Source organism: Chryseobacterium suipulveris (assembly GCF_022811685.1).
Lineage (GTDB): Bacteria > Bacteroidota > Bacteroidia > Flavobacteriales > Weeksellaceae > Kaistella > Kaistella suipulveris.
Map to the genome: position 1 here is coordinate 1,642,652 of NZ_CP094532.1, position 24,093 is coordinate 1,666,744.

The following is a 24,093-nucleotide window of genomic DNA, read 5'->3' on the forward strand; positions in this document are numbered from 1 at the left end:
GACAGGATCATAAGAAGGTTACAGCCGTTCAATTTTTTGTGGTTCCATAAAGTTAGTCCCAATTATTCTTCGTTGAAGCAGCGAATTTCCCACCTCCTGTGAAGAAAAGCGCCAACGCTCCAAAGAAAAACAGTGCCTGAACTTCGAGCGCCCATGCTCCAACCTCGGTCAGTTTTCCTATCTTGTCCATTGCTGCCGTAATCACCACCACAACCATTGTCCCACCCAAAAGGATCGAGGCAAGCCGAGTTCTGAAACCTACAATCAGCATTAATGGTGCAATAATTTCGCCTAAATAAACCAGATAAGCGAGAAACTTCGGAAGTCCGTTCTGCTCGAAAACGCCTTCAATAAAACCGGTTCCGTGCTTTATTTTTGCGATACCGTGGAGCAACATCAGCATTCCCAATGCCACCCTCAAAATCATAATTCCCAAGTCGTTGTTCTTTAACATAATTTTCATTTTTTAATATCACAAATTTAAGTTGAATTATTAGATTCTTCATTGATGTAGGGTAAGAAAAAAAGGCCTCATATTTTGAGACCCTTAATTGTTAGAATTTGTTCACCCATTTTTCATAGGCATCGATCCAGTTTTTCAGGAATTCCTGAGTTTTTTCAACACAGCTTCCGTCTTCGTTCCAGATTTGGGAAGAATTTCCGATATATGCTTCCGGTTGCTGCATTAACGGTACATCCACAAAAACAAATGCCTGACGTATATGATGATTCGCTGCCAAACCTCCCAATGCGCTTACAGAGGAAGTTACTACACCTCCCGGTTTTCCGGGCCAAACCGAACTTCCGTATGGTCTTGATCCGACATCCACCGCATTTTTCAGAGCTCCCGGAATGGTTCTGTTGTATTCCGGTGAAACGACAAGAATTCCATCGGCACTTTTAATTTTGGAGCGGAAATCTGTCCATTCCTGTGGTGGATTCTGATCCAAATCCTCATTGTATAACGGTAGATTTCCGATTTCTACAATTTCTAAATCTAAATTGTCGGATGATAATTTTTCAAGCTCGTTTGCGATTTTACGGTTGAAAGATTCTTTTCGTAAACTTCCGACCAGTACTGCTATTTTCTTTGCCATAATATTTTGCTTTTTAATGATTAAGAATTTCCGTAGATGTTACTTTCACCTCCGTCAATCGCGATGACCTGTCCGGAAACATATCCATTGTCTTCACTCAGAAGAAAGGTCACTAGTTTTGCCACTTCCGAAGGTTTGCCCAAACGTTTTGTCGGATTTCGGGAAGCGTACTCATCTTCTGCTGCCTGCGGATTTTCCGGGTTAACCTGTTTGAAGGCCTCTGCAACCATTGGAGTTTTTATTGCACCCGGAGCAATGGCGTTGGTCAAAATTCCATCGCGGCCATATTCGAGCGCCGCATTTTTACTCATTCCTGCAACAGCGTGTTTCGTCGCCACATATGCCGACTGATTCAGAACACCGCGGATACCGCCTACGGAAGCAACATTCACAATTCTTCCCGTTTTGTTTTTCTGCATTTCAGGAATTACGTAACGCATTCCGTAGTAAACTCCCATCAGATTGATATCAACCACCTTTTTAAACATATTGATATCGTACTCTGTCATCGGCGCCTGTCTACCTTCGATACCGGCATTGTTGTAAAAGCCGTCGATTTTGCCGAATTCGCTTACCGTTGCATTTACATAATTTTTAACCGCCTCTTCATTGGAAACATCGGCAGTTACAGTAAGGTATTTTGCATCAGGATATTTTGAAGCCAGTTCATTTTTTGCCTTAGTAAGAGCTTCCTCATTATAATCTACCAAAGTTAAATTTGCTCCTTTTGAAGCCAATTCTTCTGCAACCGCAAGACCAAGTCCCATCGCTGCTCCGGTAATGATTACCGTTTTATTTTTGAAATCAGACATAATATTTTGATTTTTTTTGATTTTGAATAAAATTACTTACGAAATATTTGCCGGAAATTTTTTTACCCCGTCCCTAAAGGGAGAAAAATTTCCTTCAAGCGATTAAGATCTAAACTGCAAGATAACCACCGTCAACAGGATAATAGGAACCCGTGATAAGGTTAATGATACTTCCGCTACCGTTTTTCACCATTTCGGGTGCTTGGTATTTTACGCCATAGAAAACTCCGGAAAGGTAGATGTCAATCACTTTTTTCCAGCCTTCTACTGACATATCACCTGCTTTGTTGATTTCACCGCCGATTCCTGCGTTGTTCACCGCAATATCAAGTTTGCCAAAATTCTTTACAGTTTCTTCTACCAGTCTCTTGTAATCTTCAGGACTTGAAGAATCCGCTTTTACGAAAATGGCTTCACCTCCATTGTTTTTGATTTCTTCAACAACCTCGTTTCCGTGGGCTTCATTGATGTCGCTAACTACAACTTTTGCTCCTTCGTTGGCGAACAGAATCGCAGTTGATTACCCATTACCGGAACCTGCACCTGTGATAATGGCTACTTTGTTTTCTAACTTTTTCATATAATTTACTTTTAATTCTTATAAAATTACGAATTGAATTTTTGAAAATCCGTTAATGCTCTGTTATATTTTCAAAACATTCTGTTAAAATTCTTTTGTAAAATTAGCGATAATAAAACCCTTGAACGTTGATGTATGTTAAGAAACAAAAAAAACGAACATTTCTGCCCGCTTTTTTAATAAATAGTATGAAATTGATTATCTCTCACCGATGACCCACCAATTTGTAGCAAAGTTACGCTATTATTCTAAATCAATATGTTAAAAACCTTTAATTATCGAAGAATCGGAAGACATAAGCTGTTTTAATTATATATTTGACATTGTATGTTTAGCATTAAATTGTACGAACAAATGGAATTTTAGTTCGCTTTGTGATCAGAATTCACCAAAAAAAATGAACGCACCAAGAGTGGCACGTTCTAAAAAATATTTTCTTAAAATTTATACGTTGAACCTGAAATGCATCACATCACCGTCCTGCACGATATATTCCTTACCTTCAACACCCATTTTTCCGGCTTCTTTTACTTTGGCTTCGGAACCGTAGTTCACGAAATTTTCATAAGAAATCACTTCGGCACGGATAAATCCTTTCTCGAAATCGGTATGGATCACTCCTGCTGCTTGAGGTGCGGTCCATCCTTTACCAATCGTCCATGCGCGAACTTCCTTAACTCCTGCTGTGAAATAGGTTTGAAGATGCAGTAAATCATAAGCTTTTCTGATGAGTCGGTTTACGCCTGGTTCTTCCAATCCCAATTCTTCCAGAAACATCTGTCTTTCTTCATAAGTTTCAAGCTCGTTGATATCGGCTTCGATTTGTGCAGCGAGAACCACTACTTCTGCCCCTTCATTTTTAGCCATTTCCTCTACTTTCGGAATCCATTCGTTTCCGTTCTTGATGGAATTTTCATCCACATTGCAAACGTATAGGATTGGCTTTTTCGTTAGAAGGTGAACTTCATCAATAATCGATTTGGTCAAATCATTCGTTTCAAATTCTCTTGCATTTCTGCCGTCTTCGAGAAATTTCTGAAGAGCAACCAAAGTTTCATAAGCCAAGATATCTTCCTTTTTTCCTGATTTGATGAATTTCTTTGCTTTATCTACGGCTTTTCCAACGGTTTCCAAATCTTTTAACTGAAGTTCAATATCGATGATTTCTTTGTCTCTGATTGGATCAACAGAACCTTCAACGTGAACGATATTTCCATTGTCGAAACATCTCAAAACATGGATAATCGCCTCACACTCACGGATATTTGCCAAAAACTGGTTTCCAAGACCTTCTCCTTTTGAAGCTCCCTTTACCAAGCCGGCAATATCCACAATTTCAACAACTGCAGGAACTACGCGCTCCGGATTTACCAGTTCCTCTAATTTATTCAGACGCGGATCTGGAACAGAAACAGTTCCAAGATTCGGCTCGATGGTACAGAACGGATAATTCGCGCTTTGCGCTTTGGCATTGCTTAAACAGTTAAAAAGAGTTGACTTCCCAACATTCGGAAGACCTACGATTCCACATTTCATAGCGGGGTTGTTTATTTATTTCTAATGGAGCTATGTAACCTCACGGTTTCATAAGATTGTTTTTCGGCAGTCGGCTACCGTTAATTATCGGAATGGCGTTCTGCGGTTAAATTCGGGTGTGCAAAGATAGTGTTTTTGCAGGATTATCTTAGAAATAAATTGGTCATCGCCAATTTAAGTGCTTTCCAAAAGGTTCAGGTCATGAACCATCTGGATGAGTTTGGGCAGCGAATGTGTATCTGTTTTTCTGTAGATGTTTTTTCGGTGGGTTTCTACCGTGCTCTCGCTGATGAAGAGTTTTGCAGCAATTTCCCGGTTACTGTTTCCTGAAATCATTAAATGAACAATTTCTTTTTCCCTTATTGAGAGGTTGATGTGGTCATTTTGGATTAATTTTTCTCTATAATTGTCAAGACACTGCGATGCTTCTTGGGAAAGATGGATGTATCCGTTGCGAATTAGCGAGATTCCCTCGACGAGTTCTTTCCGGGAAACCGACTTATTGAGATAACCTTCTACTCCAATCTTGTTGATGAGTTCATTAATAACTTTTGCATCACAGTTCATCGAGAGAATTAGTATTTTGAGGTGAGGAAATTCCTGTTTCAAAAGTCTCGAACATTGCAGACCATTTAATTTAGGCATCATCAGATCCAGCAGAACCATATCGGGATTTTCTGCGCCTGATCGCAAATCATCAATAAGCTGGTAACCGTCATTATAAGTCTTGCCAATTTCGATGTTTTTTTCAAATCCCAGCAACATAACCAGTCCGTCAATGATGATATTATGGTCGTCAACAATAGTGAGCTTATATTTCTTTTCCATAATTACAGAGGGATTTTTACAATAACTGTTGTTCCTTTTGCTTTTTCACTTTCGAGCATGAAGGTTCCTTTTAGAAATTCAATTCTGGATTTGATATTCTCCAAACCAATACCGTGGGATTTTGATTGGCTGGAATCTATATCGAATCCTTTGCCGTTGTCGCGGAAGGTTGCTAAAATTCCTTGTGGGTCCTGTTTTACTGTAATAAATATTTCGGAGGCAAAAGCATGTTTGATGGTGTTGTTGATACATTCCTGAATTACACGGAACATCACAATCTGTACATTTTCGTTGAGGTTATCCTGCAATCCGTCGATATTTAAGTTAATGTGCAGTTTTGGGGAGTTGCTTTTATCGATGAGCTCTTTCAAGGCATTGCTCAAGCTGTTCTTGATGAGCATATTCGGCATAATTTGGTGAGATAGTGTGCGTACTTCCGTCATCGCGTCGGTCAAAATATTTCGTGTTTTGTTGATGACCATTTCGAAACCTTCGGGATCGTCGTGGTATTCTTCCAATACTTGGAGGTTGAGATTGGTGGCGCTAAGCATTTGTCCAACCCCATCGTGAAGGTGTATTGCCATTCTTTTCCTTTCATTGTCTTCGGCATTCATTACCGCTTTGGTTGCCAAATCCTGCTGATGAAGAATTTCTTTCTGAAGCTTTATTTTCTGCCGGTTCTGATAATTTCGATAGTAAACAATACCTAAAACCAAAAGCCCCAAAAGAGACAAAATGTAAATATTTCTGTAGAGGAGTTTGTTTTTGCTCTCGAGGATTTCCTTGTCTTTTTTTAAGGTTTGATATTTTTTTTCAAGCTCGGTGGATTGGTTGATTACGGAAGTATTCACCAATTTGTCGTTCATATTAATATATTGCTGGAAGTATGCATTTGCACTATCGGAGATTCGGAGCTCGTTATACACAGTCGTGAGCAACTTATAGGCACTCATTAGATTTTCCTCGGATTTTTCTTTTTCAAAAACAGGTAAAATCTTAAGCAGTATCTTTTTTGCTTCCGAGAACTTTTTCAGCGAAATATAACTTTGCGCAATTTCCAACTGGTTACTTTCTTTGTCAACTTTCGAGTTGAACTCTTCCCTCGCCTTTTTTGATTCCTGAATTTTAATCAAATCCGCTGAATCTGCCTTCTTTTTTCTTAGGATTCCCAGATTAGCAAGATTTCTTTTGCTAAATGCGATTCCCTGCTTATTACCGACGGTTCCACAGATTGACTCGCTTTTTTTGTAGTAATTCTCGGCACTGCTGTAATCCTTTTTTAACTGATAAGCCTTGCCGAGATTCAGGTAATTTTCACAGAGTTTGTTGGAAACTTCCACTGTTTTTTCCTGTCTTTCAAAATATCCGATACTTTCATTAATATAAGAAATTGCCTGATCGGGATTTTTAAGATCAACAAAGAGAAGTCCTAAATTAAGTTTGGCTATATTGACGTTTTTTTCGTCCCCTGTTTTTTCAAAATAACTTAGCGCTTCGAGGTACATCTCCATCGCTTTTTTGTACTGGAATGTACTCTGGTAAACAGAAGCCAAGTTATTATTGAGCTTCGCAATTCCTGCGACATTGTTGAGAGATTTTCGAATGGCGTAAGATTTTAAGTAGAACTTTTCAGAATTTTTGAAATCATTCTGCCGGAAATAAACTGCTCCAAGATCACTGAAAATCTGTGACAGAAGATTCTGATCACCCAGTTCGGTTGCCTTTTTCTCGGCCTTTTTACCGTAAGCAAGCGCAGAATCAATGGAAACACTCGAATAATACCATGCAAGATCAGAATAAATTACTGCCTTTCTTTGCTCATCTGCTGTTTTGGGGAGTTCTTCCTTAAGCTGACCGATTAGCTTCTGCAAATCCTGACCATTAAAAAAAGTGACGGCAAATAAAAGTGAGATGAAACAGTATCGATATGGAATTGACATGGTCATTGTATTGCTATAGACTCACAAAAATTAAGCATTCAGCTAAAACTTACAATACGTAATTTTACGTATTATTCAATCCATTTATTCTTATAGGCGATATTGATGGCCTGGCTTCGGGAATTGATGTGAAGCTTTTTGTAAATATTGTTCACGTGGGTTCTCACCGTATTTGGACTAATGAAAAGCCGTTCCGCAATTTCGTGTGGTGAATTTCCGCGCACGATCTCTTTCAGAATTTCCATTTCGCGCTCACTTAGCACTGAATTTTCTTTAGTATTTTCGAGCGTTTTGGCAGAAGTTTTTCCACTTTCCTTTAAAAGATTCATTGCTCTTCTTGCGATCGCGGGACTCATCGGGATTCCGTCATATTCCAGTACGTTTGTTATTGCTTCAACGATATTTACAGCTTTATCCTCCTTTAAAAGATAGCCGCTCGCTCCTGCCCGGATTGCTTCAAATATTTTGTCGTTGTCTTCGAAAATGGTCAACACAATAAATTTGATCTGAGGATATTTTACTGACGATATCGAAATGGTGGAAATTCCATCTAACAGCGGCATTTCAAGGTCGATGAGCACGACCTGTGGAAAATCCTTCTTCTCCATTTGTTCCATTTTTTCAAAAAAACTCTCTCCGTTATCAGCTACAACCACGATTTGAATGTCTTCATACGGAAGAAGTTTCTCCTTGATGATTTTTCGGTTTAGAAGGTTGTCTTCAACAATTCCTACTTTCATGGCATTTTTTTCAAAATTAAGGGTATACGGTAAGAAATTCTATACGTATTTAAGCGTAATTATCGGTAACAAAGACCTTGGTTCCCTGTCCTTCAGAAGATTCAACAGAGGTCTTCATCTTTATTTGCTGTGCTCTTTCGTCCATATTTTGCAAACCGAAGCCATTGACTGCATTCTCATAGTCAAGTCCCTTCCCATCATCAGCAATACACAGTTCAAAATGCTCACCACTGCTCAACGAAATTATGATATTTTTTGCATCAGAATGTTTCATGATATTCTGGAGCGCCTCCTGTGCAATTCTGAAAATATTGCTTGCCTGAGCAGAAGTGAGAATGCGGTTGTTGGAGATATTTTCTTCAAAATTTACTTTCATCTGCGTATTGTCAAAACACTTCATCGCATACTGCTTCAAATGGTCAAAGAAAGATTCCGCCGAGACTTCATCATTTTTAAGCACCCATATAGTTTGCCTCAGTAAGCTGAGAATTTGTTCGGCATTCTCCTTTAAATCCTTAATTTGTTCTGGTTTTTTTTCATCGATATCTCTTGAAAGATGGTCTATCTTTAGCAGCAAACTGTTTGCATACGCTCCGATATTGTCGTGGAGGTCGCGGGAAATACTGCTGCGTTGCTCCTGAAGTCGTGCTTCGTTTTCTGCCTTCGATAAGGCATACTGAATCTCCAAATCCTTCGAAATCATGTTGCTCCGAACGGCAATGATCGAATACAGAAAAGGAAAATAAATCGGCATACCGATCAGATCTAGGTAGGTTGACGGAACCTCAAAGATGAAAGTTGCGATGATGGTAATAACAAGAAATGAAAATACGCTGAACATAATATAATTCACAAATTCGTTGGACCATTTCTTTTTGATAATTTGTTGCTTGTACAACGAATCATTTTCGTTCAGCTTTAGATTTCTGATCCATAGTTTGGAAACCACAAAGTAATACATAGGAACCGACATGACCGCTGTGTTGATAAGATTGTAAGGCAAATGGTTTCCTTTGGCAATATCCGAAATAATTTGGGCTTTTTCACCATCTGGCTTAAAGAAGTAAGTAAGTCCGTACAAAAAAGCAATCCCGGGAATAATGAGGTGTGGCCATACTTTTTTGTTGATTTCTCCATTAAATCCCATTACATAAAAATAGATTGCGGGTCCGAATAGGAATGGTACAAACATGAAGATAAAATGAAAACCGAGCAGCTCGTATTTTTCAAAATAAAAAATGATCAGATTGCTGATGCAGTTTACAATGACGACGAGGAAAATAATGGAATACGAAATCCTGACCATCAATCTCTCGCGATGGTTGAAAAGCGTCGGAATGATAAGAAACGAAAGGATGACGATAACGGTAATGTTGAGTATCAGAACCGCGGGATCTCTGTAATGCATGGTCTAAGTTTAAAAAAAATCAGCGCAAATTTGCACTGATTAAAATTACTGTTTTTTTTGAATTCTTGAGTTTTTTTAACTCACCAGAACTTCTCCCGTCATCACTTCAGGAATCTCAACTCCCATTACTTTAAGAATCGAAGGAGCGACATCTCCCAGTTTTCCCGGTTTCAGATTCCAGGTACGGTCTTTATCCATCACGATCAAAGGAACCAGATTGGTTGAATGCTGTGTGTTCGGACTTCCGTCGGGATTAATCATCACATCAGAATTTCCGTGGTCGGCCAAAATGAAAACTGCGTAACCGTGTTCGTAACCTGCAGTTGCAACTTTTTCGATGCACTGGTCAACGGTTTCCGCAGCTTTAACCGCTGCAGAAAAAACGCCGGTGTGTCCTACCATATCGGTATTTGCAAAATTCAAGCAAATGAAATCTGCACTTTCACTTTTGATTTCCGGAAGAATTTTTTCGGTGATGTCGTATGCAGACATTTCCGGTTTGAAATCATAGGTCGGAACATCTTTCGGACTCGGACAAAGAATTCTCCTTTCACCAACGAACTGCTCTTCTCTACCTCCTGAAAAGAAAAAGGTAACGTGCGGATACTTCTCGGTTTCAGCGACGCGGATCTGGGTTTTTCCATTTCTTTCGAGGATTTCGCCCATGGTTTCCTGCAGAACTTCTTCATCAAAAACCACCTTCACATTCTTGAAATCCTTATCATAATTGGTCATCGTCACATAATAAAGATTCAAGTGATGCATTCCGTAATCTGGGAAATCCTGCTGTGAAAGCACTTCCGTAATTTCCCGACCTCGGTCTGTTCTGAAATTGAAACAGAAAACAACATCTCCTTCTGCAATCTGTGCAACTGGAAGCTTATTCGAATTAGTTGATGTGCATACGATTGGCTTCAGGAATTCGTCGGTAATTCCCTCGTCATACGATTTTTGGATTGCGTGAACCGGCTCCATTGTTTCCTTGCCTACTCCATTTACCATCGCGTCATAAGCAAGTTTCACCCGTTCCCATCTTTTGTCGCGATCCATTGCGTAATACCTTCCAATTACGGTTGCCAACTTTCCGGTGGTCATTTTCATGTGGTTAAGGATTTCTTCAATGAAACTTTTCCCTGAATGCGGATCACAGTCGCGCCCATCTGTAAAAGCGTGTACGAAAACATTTTTCTGAAGCCCAAATTCATGAGCGGCAGTCAATAGTCCCTTCAAATGGTTAATGTGCGAGTGAACACCACCATCGGAAACAAGACCAATGAAGTGAACTTTCTTATTGTTTTGTATAGCATACTGAAAAGCATCGGTGATGGCATTCTCTTTTCCTAAAGTTGCATTTTCCACCGCCATATTGAGTTTCACCAAATTCTGGTACACTACTCTACCTGCTCCCAGATTCATGTGTCCCACTTCAGAATTTCCCATTTGACCGAAAGGTAAACCAACTGCGATTCCACTGGCTTCAAGTGTGGTGTGTGGAAATTTCTCGTAGCATGAATCGATAAAGGGAGTGTTTGCCTGTGCAATTGCGGACACTTTTGGGTCGGTTCCTAAACCCCATCCGTCGAGGATTGCTAAGATGGCTTTCTTTGACATTTTGTTTGATTTAATGAATATGCAAATTTAGTGATTTTAACGTGTGTCGATGCAATTTGATGAGGAGTATTTTACAGGGTAGTCACGCGATTTTTTGTAACTTTAAAGAAAAATAATATGAAGAAGAAACTCGTGGTCCTTTCCGGTGCGGGAATTTCTGCCGAGAGTGGAGTTAAAACTTTTCGGGATTCTGACGGTTTATGGGAAAATCACAGAATTGAAGATGTGGCAAGTCCCGAAGGTTTTGCCCGAAATCCGCAGATGGTTTTAGATTTTTATAATGCGCGAAGGAAGCAGCTGAACGAAGTTTTACCCAACGATGCCCACAAAATTCTCGCAGAACTCGAGAAGGATTTCGATGTAGAAATCATTACCCAAAATGTTGATGATCTGCATGAAAGAGCGGGTTCGAGCAAAGTAGTCCATCTTCATGGCGAGCTTAAGAAAGCACGACCGGTAAACTCGGACTCAAAAGTAATTCCGTGGGAAGGAGACCTAAATCTCGGTGATCTCAATTTTGAGGGAATCCAGCTCCGTCCGCACATCGTGTGGTTTGGCGAAATGGTTCCTGAAATGAACAAGGCGATCGCAATTACCGAGAAAGCTGATATTTTTCTGGTAATCGGAACCTCGATGCAGGTTTATCCTGCGGCGGGCTTAATTCACTACATTCCGGAAGATTGCGAAGTTTTCGTAATCGATCCAAATCTTGAGAATTCCTACACGAAAGATTCACACTGCTTTAAAATGACAGCTTCTGAGGGAATGAAGAAACTTTCTGAAATACTGCAAAAAGAAAGAGGATAGCGACCGCTACCCTCCGACATAACAAAAAATTGCGAAAAAATGTTATGATTACTTAAATAGTGTAACAAAGGTATGTTGTATTGCAATGCAAGAAAAGGGTGAAATCACCCTTTTTTCAGTCAAGATTGTTTTTTATTGCAAAAAGCACGATTCCAACTCTTGTCTTGACCCCAAGTTTCAGAAATACCGAATCCCGGTAACCATCAATGGTTCTTGGACTTACGAACATCTTATCAGCTATTTCTCGATAAGTGAGTTCCGAACATGAAAGTTTGATGAATTCTAGTTCTTTGTCCTTTAATTCCTCTTTTATTTTTTCGGTGAACTTTTCCTCAATTCTAATTTTCGACAAAGTTTCAGAAAGAAGGTCGGTATAAAAATTTCCCTTTTCATACACGATATTAATTGCGTCAAAAAGAATATCTGGCGACATGTCTTTTAGCAGATAACCGTTCGCTCCCGCTTTCACCATCTTGATGATGGTATTTTCGTTGTCTTCCATGGTGAGTGCGATTACTTTCATTTGAGGATATCGCTTTTTCAGTTCTGCGGTAGTCTCAATTCCGTCCTTCATCGGCATGTTAATATCCATCAGAACAACATCGGGCATTTGTTCAACTGTAGATAGTGCATCCAAAAAATCTGCACCGTTAAAACAGGTCATCGTTACTTCGAAATTCGGGTTGAAAGAGATCATGTTTTCAAGTGCTTTCGACACGAGTTTATGGTCATCAACGATTGCAATCGCTATCTTTTTCATTGTTTGTAGTAATTGATTGTTATTTTGGTTCCTCGGTTTTCACTTGATTCGATGTGGAATTCAGAATTAATAAGCTTTGCCCGGTTCTGCATATTCTCTAATCCGCTTCCGTTGTACATTGTGTTCTGATCAAAACCGACTCCATTGTCAGAGATTTCGATGGTAATCATATCTTCGGTATCAAGAACAATCAGTGAAAACTTTCTGGCTTTTGAATGTTTGATGACATTGTTGATAGATTCCTGGATGATTCGAAAAAGAATCAATGCGTGGTTATTGTCTAAATAAAGATACTTGTTGCTGTTGCTATATTCCACTTCCATCAGTTCAAGTCTTTTGATTCGGTTAATTTCTCTTTCCAGAGATTCTACAAAACCAAAATGCTCCACTTGTCTTGTGATAAATACTTTTGAAAGATTTCGGATATCCTGCAAGCATTCGCCAATCAGGAGATTGATTTCCTCCACGATCTGCTGTCTGGACTGCTCATCGGAATATGCCATCTTATTGGTCATTAAGCGCGCAACCGAAAGTTTTTGTCCCACGTCGTCATGAAGTTCCTGACCAATATAGTTTAGTGTTTGCTCTTTGATCTCAACCTGTGATATGGCAAGTTCCTGTTTAAAAAGGGCTTCTTTTTTCTGTTGACTTAATAGAAGTTGCGATTTTTTCTTGATGAATACATTATAAACCAACACCATCATCAAAAGCAGGATCAGGACGATGAAGGTGGTAAGTGCAAGTAAAGAATCGGTTTCCGTAAGTTTCATTTCATGAGGTCTGCTTTTTTGCTGAGAGTATTCCGAAAATCAAGATTGAGTAGCCAATAAAGTTTACAATGAACAAAATAATGAAAAAAATATTCATGTTGATCATGTGCGATGCGGTTCGGCTAATAAAAAGCAGCGGGATGATCCCCAGATAAATGGTCATCAAACCAATGCAGATCCAAAAAGGAAAATAATTCCTAAGCACCAAAATCTTGTCGGAATTAAATATTTGCGACATCAATAAGAAAATACTCGCCGATAAAATCGTTACTTGCCCAAAATGGCAATAAATGGGAAAAACCGTGAAGAAATCCTTGGTTACAATCGCTGCAATAAATGTCCAAACCACAAAAATGGCGACAATGATCAAATTCTTCGTCCTGTAACTTCCTTTATCAAGAACCTGATGAAAATACATGAAGAACAACAGGAAAACAATCATGTTGACTCCGATTACATAGACTGGGACTGAATTAAAAGCAGGATTAATCCTAAAATTAATTGCATTGAATATCTCGATGGAAGTTCCTACCGCTATTGCATAAATGAAATAATTAATGCCTTGACCAAGATTTTCTCTTTTGATGATTAAAAAAATCAGTGTGACCACCATGACCAAAGTGGTGTAGTTTGAAACCAAATTCCTGTCCCAATCCATAAACTTCAAAGTCAAAAAGATTAATACGGCGGGCGAATGTGTCCATAGTTCATCCCGGGAAGATCCTTTACTCCACCGGCTTTGCTCTCCTCGTTGTCCTGAAAATCTCTTTCAAGTTCCGTAGGCGCAAAAAATATTGTTTGATAACCCAAATATTCCTTATCCAAGTCCGGATCCCTGTCTGTTGTTGGATACTTGCCAAGTCGTACTTTTATACCTTTATCGCGGATTCCCATTTTTTCCATTTCATCCTCAATATAGTTAAGGTAGTCCTTCAGTACAGAAAGCTCAAAAATATATTCCCTTGAATCTGGTTTGTTTGCGGGCCTTTTGCTGTTAATCGCAACATAATTACTTGTATCGTACTCGTTTGCCAAAATGTGGCATCTTTCTGAACTGATCAGATGTTTGTCTAAATTGCTCATGACTTATTTTTTTCTTCAAATTTACTCCATTACTTCAAATTAGGTTAGGGTGAAAACACCCAAAATTCACTATATTTGTAGAAACTTACTCTCAGACAGCGAAATTATTATCTTTTCGTCCTGTCTATAGGGTTTTGAACCAAGAAAATTCCCGCAATGCAGAATCATTCTGAAACGATAGAAAATTACAGAAATATTCTCTCGAAACTTCCCCCAAATGTCGAACTGGTCGCAGTCTCTAAAACTCACCCCGCTGAAATTATTCGACAGGTTTACGATGAGGGACAAAGAGTCTTTGGCGAAAACAAAGTTCAGGAACTGGTCGAAAAACAGGCAGTATTGCCAAAAGATATTCGATGGCATCTTATCGGTCATCTTCAGACCAACAAGGTAAAGTACATCGCTGACTTTGTCGACACCATTCAAAGCGTCGATTCCGAAAAACTTTTATTAGAAATCAATAAACAGGCAGAGAAACACCAAAGAAAAATAAAAGTTCTGCTCCAGATTAAAATCGCAGAGGAAGAAACAAAATTTGGTCTTGAAATCAGTGAGGCAAAAGAGCTTTTTCTTGATTATCTGAATGGTAAGTTTCCCAATGTCGAAATTATAGGATTGATGGGAATGGCGACTTTTACCGATAACGAACAGCAACTGAGGAAGGAGTTTTCGGTTTTGAAGCAGGTTTTCGATAAACTGTCGCTGCAACGAGACCTTAAGACGCTGTCAATGGGAATGAGCAACGATTATCCGATCGCGATCTCATGCGGCGCCAACTCCGTGAGAATTGGTTCGGCAATTTTTAGGCATAGAAATTATGCTTAACTTTTGGGTACGATAATTGCTGGTTACTTTTGCGAAATCTATTCTAAATACATCATTTTTATATCATTTTATCATGCAGAAAATATTAATTGTCGAGGATGAAAAAAACATCTCTGGAGTATTGCACAGTATCTTATCCGACGAACTGGAAGATTACGAAATTGTAGTTGCCGATGACGGTTTGGAAGGATACAAGCAAATCGAGAAAGAAGATTTTGCGTTGATACTCTCCGACATTAAGATGCCGAAACTTTCAGGTACTGAACTGCTGAAACAGGCATTGCAGATAAAGCCCGACTCCACTTTTGTGATGATTTCGGGACACGCCGATATCGATACAGCGGTAGATTGCTTAAAAGAAGGAGCGTACGATTTTATCTCTAAACCCATTGATATCAATCGACTGATTACGAGTGTGAAAAATGCGCTCGACAAAAAAATTCTCCAAAAGTCCAACCATTCCTTAAAGGTTGAAAATACGACGCTCAAAAAGAAAGTCAACAAAAAATACCAGATGATCGGCGAATCTCCTGCTTTGAAAAAAATCCAGGATATGATTGAAAAAGTTGCCGCTTCTGATGCGCGGGTTTTGATTACAGGACCAAACGGTGCAGGTAAAGAACTCGTTGCGCACGCAATCCACGCGCAAAGCGACCGCAGTAAAGGACCGATGATCGAAGTCAATTGTGCGGCGATTCCATCGGAACTGATCGAGTCGGAACTTTTCGGACACGTGAAAGGAAGTTTTACAGGCGCCATTAAAGACAAACAGGGAAAATTTGAACTGGCCAACAATGGAACAATTTTTCTGGACGAGATCGGCGATATGTCGCTCATCGCGCAAGCAAAAGTTTTGAGAGCACTCCAGGAAAACAAGGTTTCACCCGTTGGAAGTGACAAGGAAATCAAAGTTGATGTACGTGTAGTTGCGGCAACCAACAAAAATATGCAGAACGAAATCGCAGCAGGAAAATTTAGGGAAGACCTTTACCACCGACTTTCAGTAATTGAAATCTACGTACCGCCTTTGGATGAAAGAAAAGAAGATATCAAACTTCTGGTAGAACATTTCTCGAAAATTATTTCTGAGGAACACGGTACTGCCGCAAAAACTTTTGACGACAAGGCAATCAAAGCTCTTGAAAATTTTTCATGGACGGGAAATATCCGTGAGCTCAGAAACGTTGTGGAACGACTGATCATTCTTGGTTCAAATCCTGTAACTGCTGATGACGTGGCAAGTTTTGTGAGAAAATAATTAACATAAAAAATATTAAACTGGAAAAAGTTTGCGGTATTTTTGCTGCAAATTTTTTTGTGATTATAGATGGCTTTTCTAAATACTGAATATACTAAAGCTTGCCTGAAACTCGCGCTTCCTGTAATGCTTACTCAAGTTGGGCAGGTTTCTGTAAACCTTTTCGACAATATCATCGTGGGCAAACTTTTGGGAGCACAAGCATTGGCGGCAGTTTCGCTCGGCAACGCGGTTTTCTTCTCCATTTTTGTTTTTGCGCTTGGTTTCTCATTTGCAATTCCGCCATTGGTTTCGGAGGCACATTCGCAGCACAGACACGAAACGATCAACTCCGTTTTCCGACACGGATTTGTGATCAATTTGGGAATCGGTTTATTATTAATGGTTCTGCTTTTTGCAGCAATGCCGCTGCTTTGGCATATGGATCAGCCGAAAGAAATCATTCCCGACACCATTTCTTTTCTCAGTATTATGACGCTTAGCATTCTTCCTTTTATGGTTTTCCAGACCTTTCGGGAGGTTTCGGAGGGACTTTCTTATACGATCGGAGTTACGAAGGCGACCATCATTGCAAATGTCATCAATGTCGCTTTAAACTATGTTTTCATTAAAGGGATGTTTGGTTTTCCGCCGATGGGTGTGAAAGGATCGGCACTGGCAAGTTTGATCGCGAGAATTTTTATGATGGTTTTCCTTTATTTTGTTTTACTCAGAGAGGAAAAAACAAGAGAATATGTAAAAGCTTTTTCGTTGAAGATTTCTCAATTTTCAAAATCAATGTTTGACAAGATGCTCAAACTCGGTTTCCCCACTGCATTACAGATGTTTTTTGAAGTCACGGCTTTTGCTGGTGCCGCTTTCATTTGTGGTTTGGTTTCCGCGCACGACATTGCATCGCACCAAATTGCACTTTCTATGGCTTCATTTACCTTTAATCTCTGTGTCGGATTCAGTGTGGCATCGACCGTGATGATTGGCAGAAAACTTGGTGAACAGCAATTTGTGGAGTTGAAGAAAGTCGGAATCAACAACCTGAAAATCGTGTTTATGTTTATGGTTTTCTGTGGTTTGATCTTTATTTTCGGAAGGCATGTTTTACCGACATTCTTTACCCAAAAAGAAGATGTAGATGTTATTCTTCTCGCATCGAAACTGCTGATTATTGCAGCATTATTTCAACTTTCAGATGGAATTCAAGTGGTTGCACTCGGTGCGTTGCGCGGGATTCAGGATGTGAAAATCCCCTCTATAATCACTTTCATCGCTTACTGGCTCATTACACTTCCGCTCGGATATTTTCTCACAGTTCCGATGAAAATGGGTGCTTTTGGAATGTGGATTGCGCTTGGTTTGGGATTGACGATTTCTGCAGTATTGCTGGTGATAAGATTTGTAAAACTATCGGAGAGAAAAATTGATTTTGCTAAATAAGATTTTCGAAGTAATTATTAAACCACTTAAAATCAATTATCTGTAAATTCTATTTAAAAGTTAAAATTAACATTAAACATTGTTTTTAGTAATATTTCGAGGTAACTGTGCAAGATGAATTTATTTCAATTTTTCAAGCATTGTGCTTGCTTCTTCAGTAAAATACCATGATACCTTTCCGGATGGTTTCTCTTCTAATAATCTTATTTTTCGGAATAATGAATTATCAAATTTCAACGAAAAAACGCTCCGAATAACTCGAAGCGTTTTTTCTAAAGTTTATAATTGAATTGATTTAAAATTCCAACTCGTTTTCAGGATGCAGATGTTCGTAATCTGCGGTCATTTCTTTGTCGTAGTCGGTTTTGTCGTGTTTCCAGAAGCGGTCTTCAATTCTTACCACAATCAGATAAACCACCGGAACGATGATGAGCGTAAGGAATAATGAGGACAATAATCCACCGATAATTACAATCGCCAAACCGTTGTTCATTTCTGCAGCACCTCCCGTTGCCAAAGCGATCGGAAGCATCCCGAATACCATCGCAATCGTAGTCATGAGAATCGGACGAAGCCTCGCTTTATTCGCCTGAATCAAGGCATTTTCAATTGTTTCACCGTGGTTGTGACGAACGTTGGCAAAATCTACAAGTAGAATCGCGTTTTTCGCAACAAGACCAATCAACATAATGATTCCGAGAATAGTGAAAATATTCAAACTGTTATTGGTAAGTCCGAGTGCCCAAAGCGCACCGATGAACGATAACGGAATGGAAAACAGAACGATAAACGGCTTCACAAAATCGTCATACAGCACCACCATAATCATATAAACGAGCATAATTGCGGCAAGAAGTGCAACTCCCAAAGTTCCGAAACCTTCACTTTGGTTTTCCATATTTCCGCCCCAAACCCAGGAAACTCCGGCAGGTTTTTTCACCTCTTCCAGTTTGCTTTCCCATTCCTGTGCAACGCCACCGGTTGTTCTACCTACTACCTGCGCCTGAACCGTTACCGACGGCGATCTGTCGTATCTTTCGAGCAACGCCGGACCTGAGGAATAGTCGATGTCTGCAAACTGTGACAACTGAACTTTCTGTCCGTCAGGATTAGTAAACTCGATGTTTCTTACGTTGTCGATGCTGGTTCTATACGCTTCATCAAGAATGATATTGATGTCGTATTCGTTGTTTCCGGTTCTGAATTTATTGTCGGTATTTCCACTGAAAGCGGTTCTCAGCGTTTGCCCAACTGTTGCCACATTCAGTCCTAATGATGCCATTTTATCACGGTCCACAGAAACTGCGATTTCCGGGTTTCCTTCTTCCACACTGAGTTTAATTTCGGAAGCACCGTCAATTTTTCTTAAAGTTTCCATCGCATCGTTGGCGTATTTCATCACATCTTCCTGTGTTGGACCAATTACCGTCAGTTGCAGCGGATCCATTTCAGCACCCATAAATCCAACCGGAACTGTGGTGATTTTTGCACCGACCAATTCTCTTTCCAACTCTCTTTTCAGTCTCGCAGCATATACTTTTGTCGGTTCGCCGATTTCGCGTTTATCAATCAGTTTTACGTTGATTTCCGATTTGTAGTTCGTGCTTTGCATATCGCCCATTCCTCCCGAAACCTGTCCAACAGAAGTGATCATTCTTGTAATTTCAGGTCTTTTAGCCAGGAATTTTTCGGCTTTCTGCGTCATGAAGTTGGTTTCTTCAATCGACACATCTTTCGGTAATTCTATTTGAACCAAAAATTCACTTTTATCATTTCCGGGGAAGAAATCGGAACCGATGTAACCGCCCGCTACCATTGCAATTGCACTCACAAAAAGTAAAAATGTGATGATGAACGTTTTGATTTTATTTACCAAACTCCATCTCAGAATCCGCTCCACTAAATGTGTAAACCAGGTAAGACCTTCTTCAAATTTGTGAATGATTTTTCCAAAAAACGAGGTTTTGCTTATCACATCCAGTCTTCCGTAGCGCGAAAACAGCCATGGAACGACCGAAAACGATACCAATAATGAAAGTAAAGTCGCGATTACCACCACCATTGCAAACTGTTTGATGATGTTGGAAACCATCCCCGTGCTCAGCGCAATCGGAAGGAAAACCACCACAATTACCATCGTAATCGCCACTACCGTAAACCCAATTTCCTTGGCTCCGTCGTAGGCCGCACGCACTTTATTTTTGCCCATTTCCATGTGTCGGTGAATGTTCTCGATTACCACAATTGCGTCGTCCACAAGGATACCAACCACGAGCGACATCCCGAGAAGCGACATCAGGTTCAAACTGTAACCGAGCAAGTGAATTCCGATAAACGTTGCAATTAATGAAGTTGGAATTGCCACCATTACAATCACCGCATTTCGGAATGAATGAAGGAAAAACAGCATGACAAAAGCAACCAGTCCAATCGCAATCATCAAGTCTTTGATAACGGCATTTGCGGCTTCAAGAGTAAAAATAGATGTGTCGTTTGCAATTTGCAGTTGAACATTTCTGTCTTTATATTGTTCCTGAACGGAAGCAATTTTCTCCTGAACCAGTTCGGAAACCTCCACAGCATTGGCTTCAGTCTGTTTGATGACCTGAAGCATAATGGTATTTTCCTGGTCGATTCTTGCGATTTTATCAACTTTTTTCTGAGTATCCTGAACTTCGGCAATATCTGAAAGGCGGATATTCTGTCCGTTTTTCGAAGAAATCGTCATGTTTCTCAACTGATCTACGGAAGTAATTTTTCCGGAAAGACGAATCAAAGTTGAATTTTCTCTCGTTTTAAGGTTTCCGGTTGGGAAATCGAGGTTAGACATGGCAATAATCTGCTGCACTTGCGGAATTGAAAGTCCGTAACCCTGCAATTTATTTTGGTCAAGATTAATACGGATTTCACGCTCCTGTCCACCGATTATATTCACCTGTGCCACACCCGGAATTCTCGAAAGTTCGGGCTGAATTCTTTGGTCGATAAGGTCGTAAAGTTCGCCTTCAGTAAGGTTTGCCGTTACACCCATCGTCACAATCGGCATATCGTCGAGTGAAAACTGCGACAGTGATGGCTCATCGATATCCTCCGGAAGTTCGGAACGGATGGCGTTGATTTTCCGCTGAGCGTCGTTCAAAGCGTAATCGACGTCGGCATCATTATTAAATTCCACAATCACTACGGATAAACTTTCGTAGGATTTACTCATAATTTTCTTCACGCCTTCGAGTTTCGAAACGGCGTCTTCCACCTTTCGGGAAACGGTGCTTTCTACCTCTGCAGGCGATGCTCCGGGATAAACTGTCGCCACGGTTACTACTTTAATCTCCATTTTCGGGATCAGTTCGTAACTCAACTGGCTGTAACTGAAGAGTCCACCGATAATCATGAGTGCGAGCACTACGATTACCAAACTCGGTCGTTTTATCGATACTTCTGCTAATTTCATTTGGTATTTTTATCGGTGATTATTTCAGAACTCTAACTTTGGTTTTATCCAAAAGATTGATCTGTCCGCTGGTTACAACCTGGTCGCCGGCTTTCAGTCCGCTGATGATTTCTACTTTGTCGCCATAGTTGGTTCCACTCTGAACTTTTGTTAAAAATGCAGTGTTATTTCTCACTACAAAAACCTGATTGTCGCTCACACTTCCTACAAACGCATCACGCGGAACGGTAAGCACATTGGCGGTTCCGGCTCTGTTGAAGGTCGCGGTTCCATACATTCCTGCTTTCAGTTTGTTGAATGAATTCTGCACGGTAATTTCCACTGGGAATTTCAATGCTCCGGATGCTGTTGGTGCGATAAAAGTGATTCTTCCGTCGAGATCGCCCTCAATTACATCAGGCTTCACTTTTACAGTATTTCCAAGGGAAAGTTGAGTGACCAATGACTGATCTACATCCACTTTCAGTTTTACTGCAGAAATATCTACCACTTCCACAATCGGAGATCCTGGACCAACGACGCTACCAACTTCCACAAATTTCTGATTCACAATTCCGCTCACTTTAGAAATGATATTGGTGTCTCCTGAAACCAAATTTGCAGATTGAAGTTGTGCTCTCGCATTTTTCACCTGAAGTCTTGCCTGATCAAGTTGTAACGCCGTAACTCCACCGGTTTTATATGCCATTTCGTAACGGTTAAGCGCTGCCACGGCATTATCCAAATTCGCTCTGGCGCTGGTTACATTTACGTTTACTTTGTCGCCTGCGAGTTTCCCGATGCTTTGTCCGGCACGCACATAACTTCCCTCTTTTACGTAAAGTGCGATTAACTGACCACCCATTTCCGGGGAAATCATGGCTTGTCTGTTCGGCAGAAAAGTTCCGTTTACCGCAAACTCACCGCTGATTTCTTCGGCTGCAACTGTGGCCGTTCTTACCTGCACATCTTTGTTGGTTTCGGCAACTACGGCAACGTGCGCTTCGTTTTTCTTTTTGTTGTTTTGAAGGATGAGGAAAAAGATTGCCCCGATTGCCAAAACAGCCAATATACTGATGATTGTATTCTTTTTCATTTTAGTTTAATTCGTTTAATGTTCTGAGTTTTCCCTGAGATTTTAATAGTTCTATTTCGGCAAGTTTATAATCTAACTTGGCTTTTGTAAGGTTGTTTTTGGCTTCGGTAAGGTCGCGCTCGGCATCCAGAATATCGTTCAGAGTTGCCAAACCGTATTGGTAATTGCTTCTTGTATTTTTAAGCACTTCTTCCGCCAGATTCACGTTTTCTTCCTGAGTGCGAATCATCGTCATATTGTTTTCCAAAAGGGTTACGGCGTTTTTGTGCGCTAAATCCAATCCGAGTTTGGTTTCGCGTAAATCGGCTTCTGCTTTTAAGATTTCAATTTTGTTGAGTTCAACTCTCGATTTTGTTGCAAATCCATTGAAAATCGGCACATGAATATTTAATCCAATACTCGACATATCGGACCAATAGACTCCGTTTTTTTCACCATTCCACCAAGGAAATTTTGCACCCTGACCAAGAAACCCGTAATTCGCAGCCAATGAAACCACCGGATAATACTGGGCTTCACTTGCTTTTTTCTGCCATTCCAAAAGTTCGAGTTGCTTGTTCATCAACTTAATTTCGGTGCGGTCGTCGAGATTGGCATCATATCCTAAAACTGATGGATCAAAGGTTTGCTCAGGAAGTTCGATTTCATTATTCATATCCATTCCTATCATGAATTTCAATGCATTTTCTGAAAGTTGAACCGCGTTATCCGTTTGCTGAACTGCTGAATTCACGTTATTTCGTGCCACAACTACTCTATCATAATCGATTTTTCGGGCAAGTCCGGCATCATACAAACCTTTGATGATTTTGATGGTTTGGTCGGTAATTTTCAGATTCGATTTCGCATTTTCGTTCATCTGCTCTGCCTGATACACCTGAAAATAAGCATTTGCCACTTTTTCGATAATCTGCTCTTCGGTTAGTTGGGCATTAATCAGATAAAATTCTTTGGTAGATCTCGCTGCTTTCAAACCTGTAAAAACCGACTGGTTGAAGAGTTGCTGCTGCAATTGAATCATATTGCTGGAAGTCCATCTTTGTCCGAACGACACCTTCACCTGCTGTCCCGGAGCACCGAACATTTCGCCCGGCAAAACCGTTTCCTGCAAGAGCGGATTGTAAGCCGTATTGCTGTTGAACGAGATGTTTGGGTAAGCGTTCGCCTTCACTTCGGCAATCTGCGCATCACCTCTTCGGATGTTGAGTCTTGCTTTTTCTGCTTCTGCTTTGTGTTCCAGGGCGTGAGCAATGGCTTCAGGCAACGTGAGCACCTGCACTTCCTGCGCCTGAAACAGTCCTCCGCAAAGAACAAGACCGATTAATAATTTCTTCATTATTTTAAATTATACTTTTTTAATTCTGTTTTGCCTTTTTCGGTGGTAATGGCGTTCATATAAAAATCCATTACTACCATTCTGAACTTTTCCATACTGATTTCGGCCGTATCGATAAACATCGAATTATGATAGGACATCATGACCTGAAAGAAAACCGAGGCATATACTTTTGCATCAAAATCTTTGCGGTAAAATCCCTGTTCGCGGCCTCTTTGCACATTATGCTCTAATACCGCAACAAATTTGTCTGCAAAAGCCAGCATGTGACTATTGAAAATCGCCGGATAATATTTTATGAGTTGCTTTATGAGCAGCGAATTGTTGGATTCTACGGCTCTTTCGATATGTTCGTCGCGGCAGAACATTCTTTCGATAGCGTTCTCCACTTTTATATCGAGTTCGGCAATTTTTTCGATGATATTATCGAGGTTGTATTTCAGGACGTCTTCCAGAAGCGCTTCTTTATTGGCGTAGTTCTGATAGAGCGTTTTTTTGGAAATACTGAATTCCCTTGCAATCTCGTCCATCGTAAGGGTTTTTGCACCGTTTTCGATGAAGAGTTCTGATACTTTATGTAAAAAATCTTTATCCATCTTAAAGTTTTATGGGTGCAAATATAAAACATTGGAAACTAATAAACCAAAAACGTTTCCAAGTTTATAGTTTTTTAATATATGTTTTGCATAGCACCTTATTCATATTTCTAAATAATCGCGTAATCCAACCGGTTTAGAAATAAAAA

22 protein-coding genes are annotated in these 24,093 nt (G+C 40.1%); 4 read left to right on the forward strand and 18 right to left on the reverse strand.

The annotated features are described in order from the left end of the window. Positions 1–52 precede the first annotated feature (52 nt). From MTP09_RS07840 to gpmI, 10 genes are all read right to left on the reverse strand, one after another. Positions 53–463 (reverse strand): DoxX family protein, encoded by a 411-nt coding sequence (locus tag MTP09_RS07840; RefSeq protein ID WP_317618753.1) that lies wholly within the window; start codon positions 461–463, stop codon positions 53–55. Positions 464–554: 91 nt separating this feature from the next. Further along, positions 555–1,097, reverse strand: a complete 543-nt coding sequence (locus MTP09_RS07845) for an NADPH-dependent FMN reductase (RefSeq protein WP_243547692.1) — start codon at positions 1,095–1,097, stop codon at positions 555–557. Positions 1,098–1,117: 20 nt separating this feature from the next. Next, the gene (locus tag MTP09_RS07850) at positions 1,118–1,909 is read right to left on the reverse strand and encodes a glucose 1-dehydrogenase (RefSeq protein WP_243547693.1); all 792 of its coding nucleotides are present in this window, start codon (positions 1,907–1,909) and stop codon (positions 1,118–1,120) included. A gap of 109 nt (positions 1,910–2,018) precedes the next feature. Then, positions 2,019–2,420, reverse strand: coding sequence for an SDR family NAD(P)-dependent oxidoreductase (locus MTP09_RS07855; RefSeq protein WP_317618779.1), 402 nt, complete (start codon positions 2,418–2,420; stop codon positions 2,019–2,021). A 513-nt stretch (positions 2,421–2,933) separates the two neighbouring features. Continuing rightward, positions 2,934–4,025 (reverse strand): redox-regulated ATPase YchF, encoded by a 1,092-nt coding sequence (ychF, locus tag MTP09_RS07860; protein WP_243547694.1) that lies wholly within the window; start codon positions 4,023–4,025, stop codon positions 2,934–2,936. A gap of 174 nt (positions 4,026–4,199) precedes the next feature. Continuing rightward, complete coding sequence (locus MTP09_RS07865; protein ID WP_243547695.1) at positions 4,200–4,853, reverse strand: response regulator; 654 nt, start codon at positions 4,851–4,853, stop codon at positions 4,200–4,202. 2 nt (positions 4,854–4,855) lie between these two features. Further along, entirely contained in the window at positions 4,856–6,793 is a 1,938-nt protein-coding gene (locus tag MTP09_RS07870) for a tetratricopeptide repeat-containing sensor histidine kinase (protein WP_243547696.1), read from the reverse strand. A 71-nt stretch (positions 6,794–6,864) separates the two neighbouring features. Continuing rightward, entirely contained in the window at positions 6,865–7,533 is a 669-nt protein-coding gene (locus MTP09_RS07875; RefSeq protein WP_243547697.1) for a response regulator transcription factor, read from the reverse strand. Between the two features lie 49 nt (positions 7,534–7,582). Next, entirely contained in the window at positions 7,583–8,941 is a 1,359-nt protein-coding gene (locus tag MTP09_RS07880; protein WP_243547698.1) for a sensor histidine kinase, read from the reverse strand. Positions 8,942–9,016: 75 nt separating this feature from the next. Further along, entirely contained in the window at positions 9,017–10,552 is a 1,536-nt protein-coding gene (gpmI, locus tag MTP09_RS07885; RefSeq protein WP_243547699.1) for a 2,3-bisphosphoglycerate-independent phosphoglycerate mutase, read from the reverse strand. Positions 10,553–10,669: 117 nt separating this feature from the next. Here gpmI and MTP09_RS07890 point away from each other — a divergent pair, with 117 nt between their 5' ends. Then, positions 10,670–11,359 carry an SIR2 family NAD-dependent protein deacylase gene (locus tag MTP09_RS07890; RefSeq protein WP_243547700.1) on the forward strand — a complete coding sequence of 230 codons (690 nt, stop codon included), beginning with the start codon at positions 10,670–10,672 and terminating at the stop codon, positions 11,357–11,359. Between the two features lie 115 nt (positions 11,360–11,474). On the opposite strand, the gene MTP09_RS07895 is transcribed toward MTP09_RS07890, so the two are convergent. The 4 genes from MTP09_RS07895 to MTP09_RS07910 are packed head-to-tail and all read right to left on the reverse strand — an operon-like array spanning position 11,475 to position 13,972. Next, the gene (locus tag MTP09_RS07895) at positions 11,475–12,119 is read right to left on the reverse strand and encodes a response regulator transcription factor (protein WP_243547701.1); all 645 of its coding nucleotides are present in this window, start codon (positions 12,117–12,119) and stop codon (positions 11,475–11,477) included. Further along, positions 12,116–12,889 carry a sensor histidine kinase gene (locus tag MTP09_RS07900; RefSeq protein WP_243547703.1) on the reverse strand — a complete coding sequence of 258 codons (774 nt, stop codon included), beginning with the start codon at positions 12,887–12,889 and terminating at the stop codon, positions 12,116–12,118. Before MTP09_RS07900 ends, MTP09_RS07895 begins: the two co-directional genes overlap by 4 nt. A 1-nt stretch (position 12,890) precedes the next feature. Further along, on the reverse strand, positions 12,891–13,547 hold the full coding sequence (locus MTP09_RS07905) for a hypothetical protein (protein ID WP_243547704.1): 657 nt from the start codon (positions 13,545–13,547) through the stop codon (positions 12,891–12,893). Between the two features lie 20 nt (positions 13,548–13,567). Then, entirely contained in the window at positions 13,568–13,972 is a 405-nt protein-coding gene (locus tag MTP09_RS07910) for a hypothetical protein (RefSeq protein ID WP_243547706.1), read from the reverse strand. Between the two features lie 156 nt (positions 13,973–14,128). On the opposite strand from MTP09_RS07910, the gene MTP09_RS07915 reads away from it, so the two are divergent. The 3 genes from MTP09_RS07915 to MTP09_RS07925 all read left to right on the forward strand — a co-directional run bounded on the left by MTP09_RS07915 (position 14,129) and on the right by MTP09_RS07925 (position 17,486). Continuing rightward, positions 14,129–14,797, forward strand: a complete 669-nt coding sequence (locus MTP09_RS07915) for a YggS family pyridoxal phosphate-dependent enzyme (protein ID WP_243547707.1) — start codon at positions 14,129–14,131, stop codon at positions 14,795–14,797. Positions 14,798–14,870: 73 nt separating this feature from the next. Then, complete coding sequence (locus tag MTP09_RS07920; protein WP_243547708.1) at positions 14,871–16,055, forward strand: sigma-54-dependent transcriptional regulator; 1,185 nt, start codon at positions 14,871–14,873, stop codon at positions 16,053–16,055. 69 nt (positions 16,056–16,124) lie between these two features. Beyond that, positions 16,125–17,486 carry an MATE family efflux transporter gene (locus MTP09_RS07925; RefSeq protein ID WP_243547710.1) on the forward strand — a complete coding sequence of 454 codons (1,362 nt, stop codon included), beginning with the start codon at positions 16,125–16,127 and terminating at the stop codon, positions 17,484–17,486. Positions 17,487–17,781: 295 nt separating this feature from the next. Here the strand turns inward: MTP09_RS07925 and MTP09_RS07930 are convergent, their stop codons facing one another. Genes MTP09_RS07930 through MTP09_RS07945 form a run of 4 tightly spaced genes read right to left on the reverse strand, consistent with a single transcriptional unit; the run spans position 17,782 to position 23,944 of the window. Next, positions 17,782–20,937: an efflux RND transporter permease subunit gene (locus MTP09_RS07930; RefSeq protein ID WP_243547712.1), complete on the reverse strand. Its 3,156-nt coding sequence runs from the start codon at positions 20,935–20,937 to the stop codon at positions 17,782–17,784. Positions 20,938–20,956: 19 nt separating this feature from the next. Then, complete coding sequence (locus MTP09_RS07935) at positions 20,957–22,012, reverse strand: efflux RND transporter periplasmic adaptor subunit (protein WP_243547714.1); 1,056 nt, start codon at positions 22,010–22,012, stop codon at positions 20,957–20,959. A gap of 1 nt (position 22,013) precedes the next feature. Further along, a complete protein-coding gene (locus tag MTP09_RS07940) occupies positions 22,014–23,348 on the reverse strand; it encodes a TolC family protein (RefSeq protein ID WP_243547716.1) in 1,335 nt (444 codons plus the stop codon). Then, positions 23,348–23,944: a TetR/AcrR family transcriptional regulator gene (locus tag MTP09_RS07945; RefSeq protein WP_243547717.1), complete on the reverse strand. Its 597-nt coding sequence runs from the start codon at positions 23,942–23,944 to the stop codon at positions 23,348–23,350. The genes MTP09_RS07940 and MTP09_RS07945 overlap by 1 nt, the downstream gene beginning before the upstream one ends. Positions 23,945–24,093: the final 149 nt, after the last annotated feature.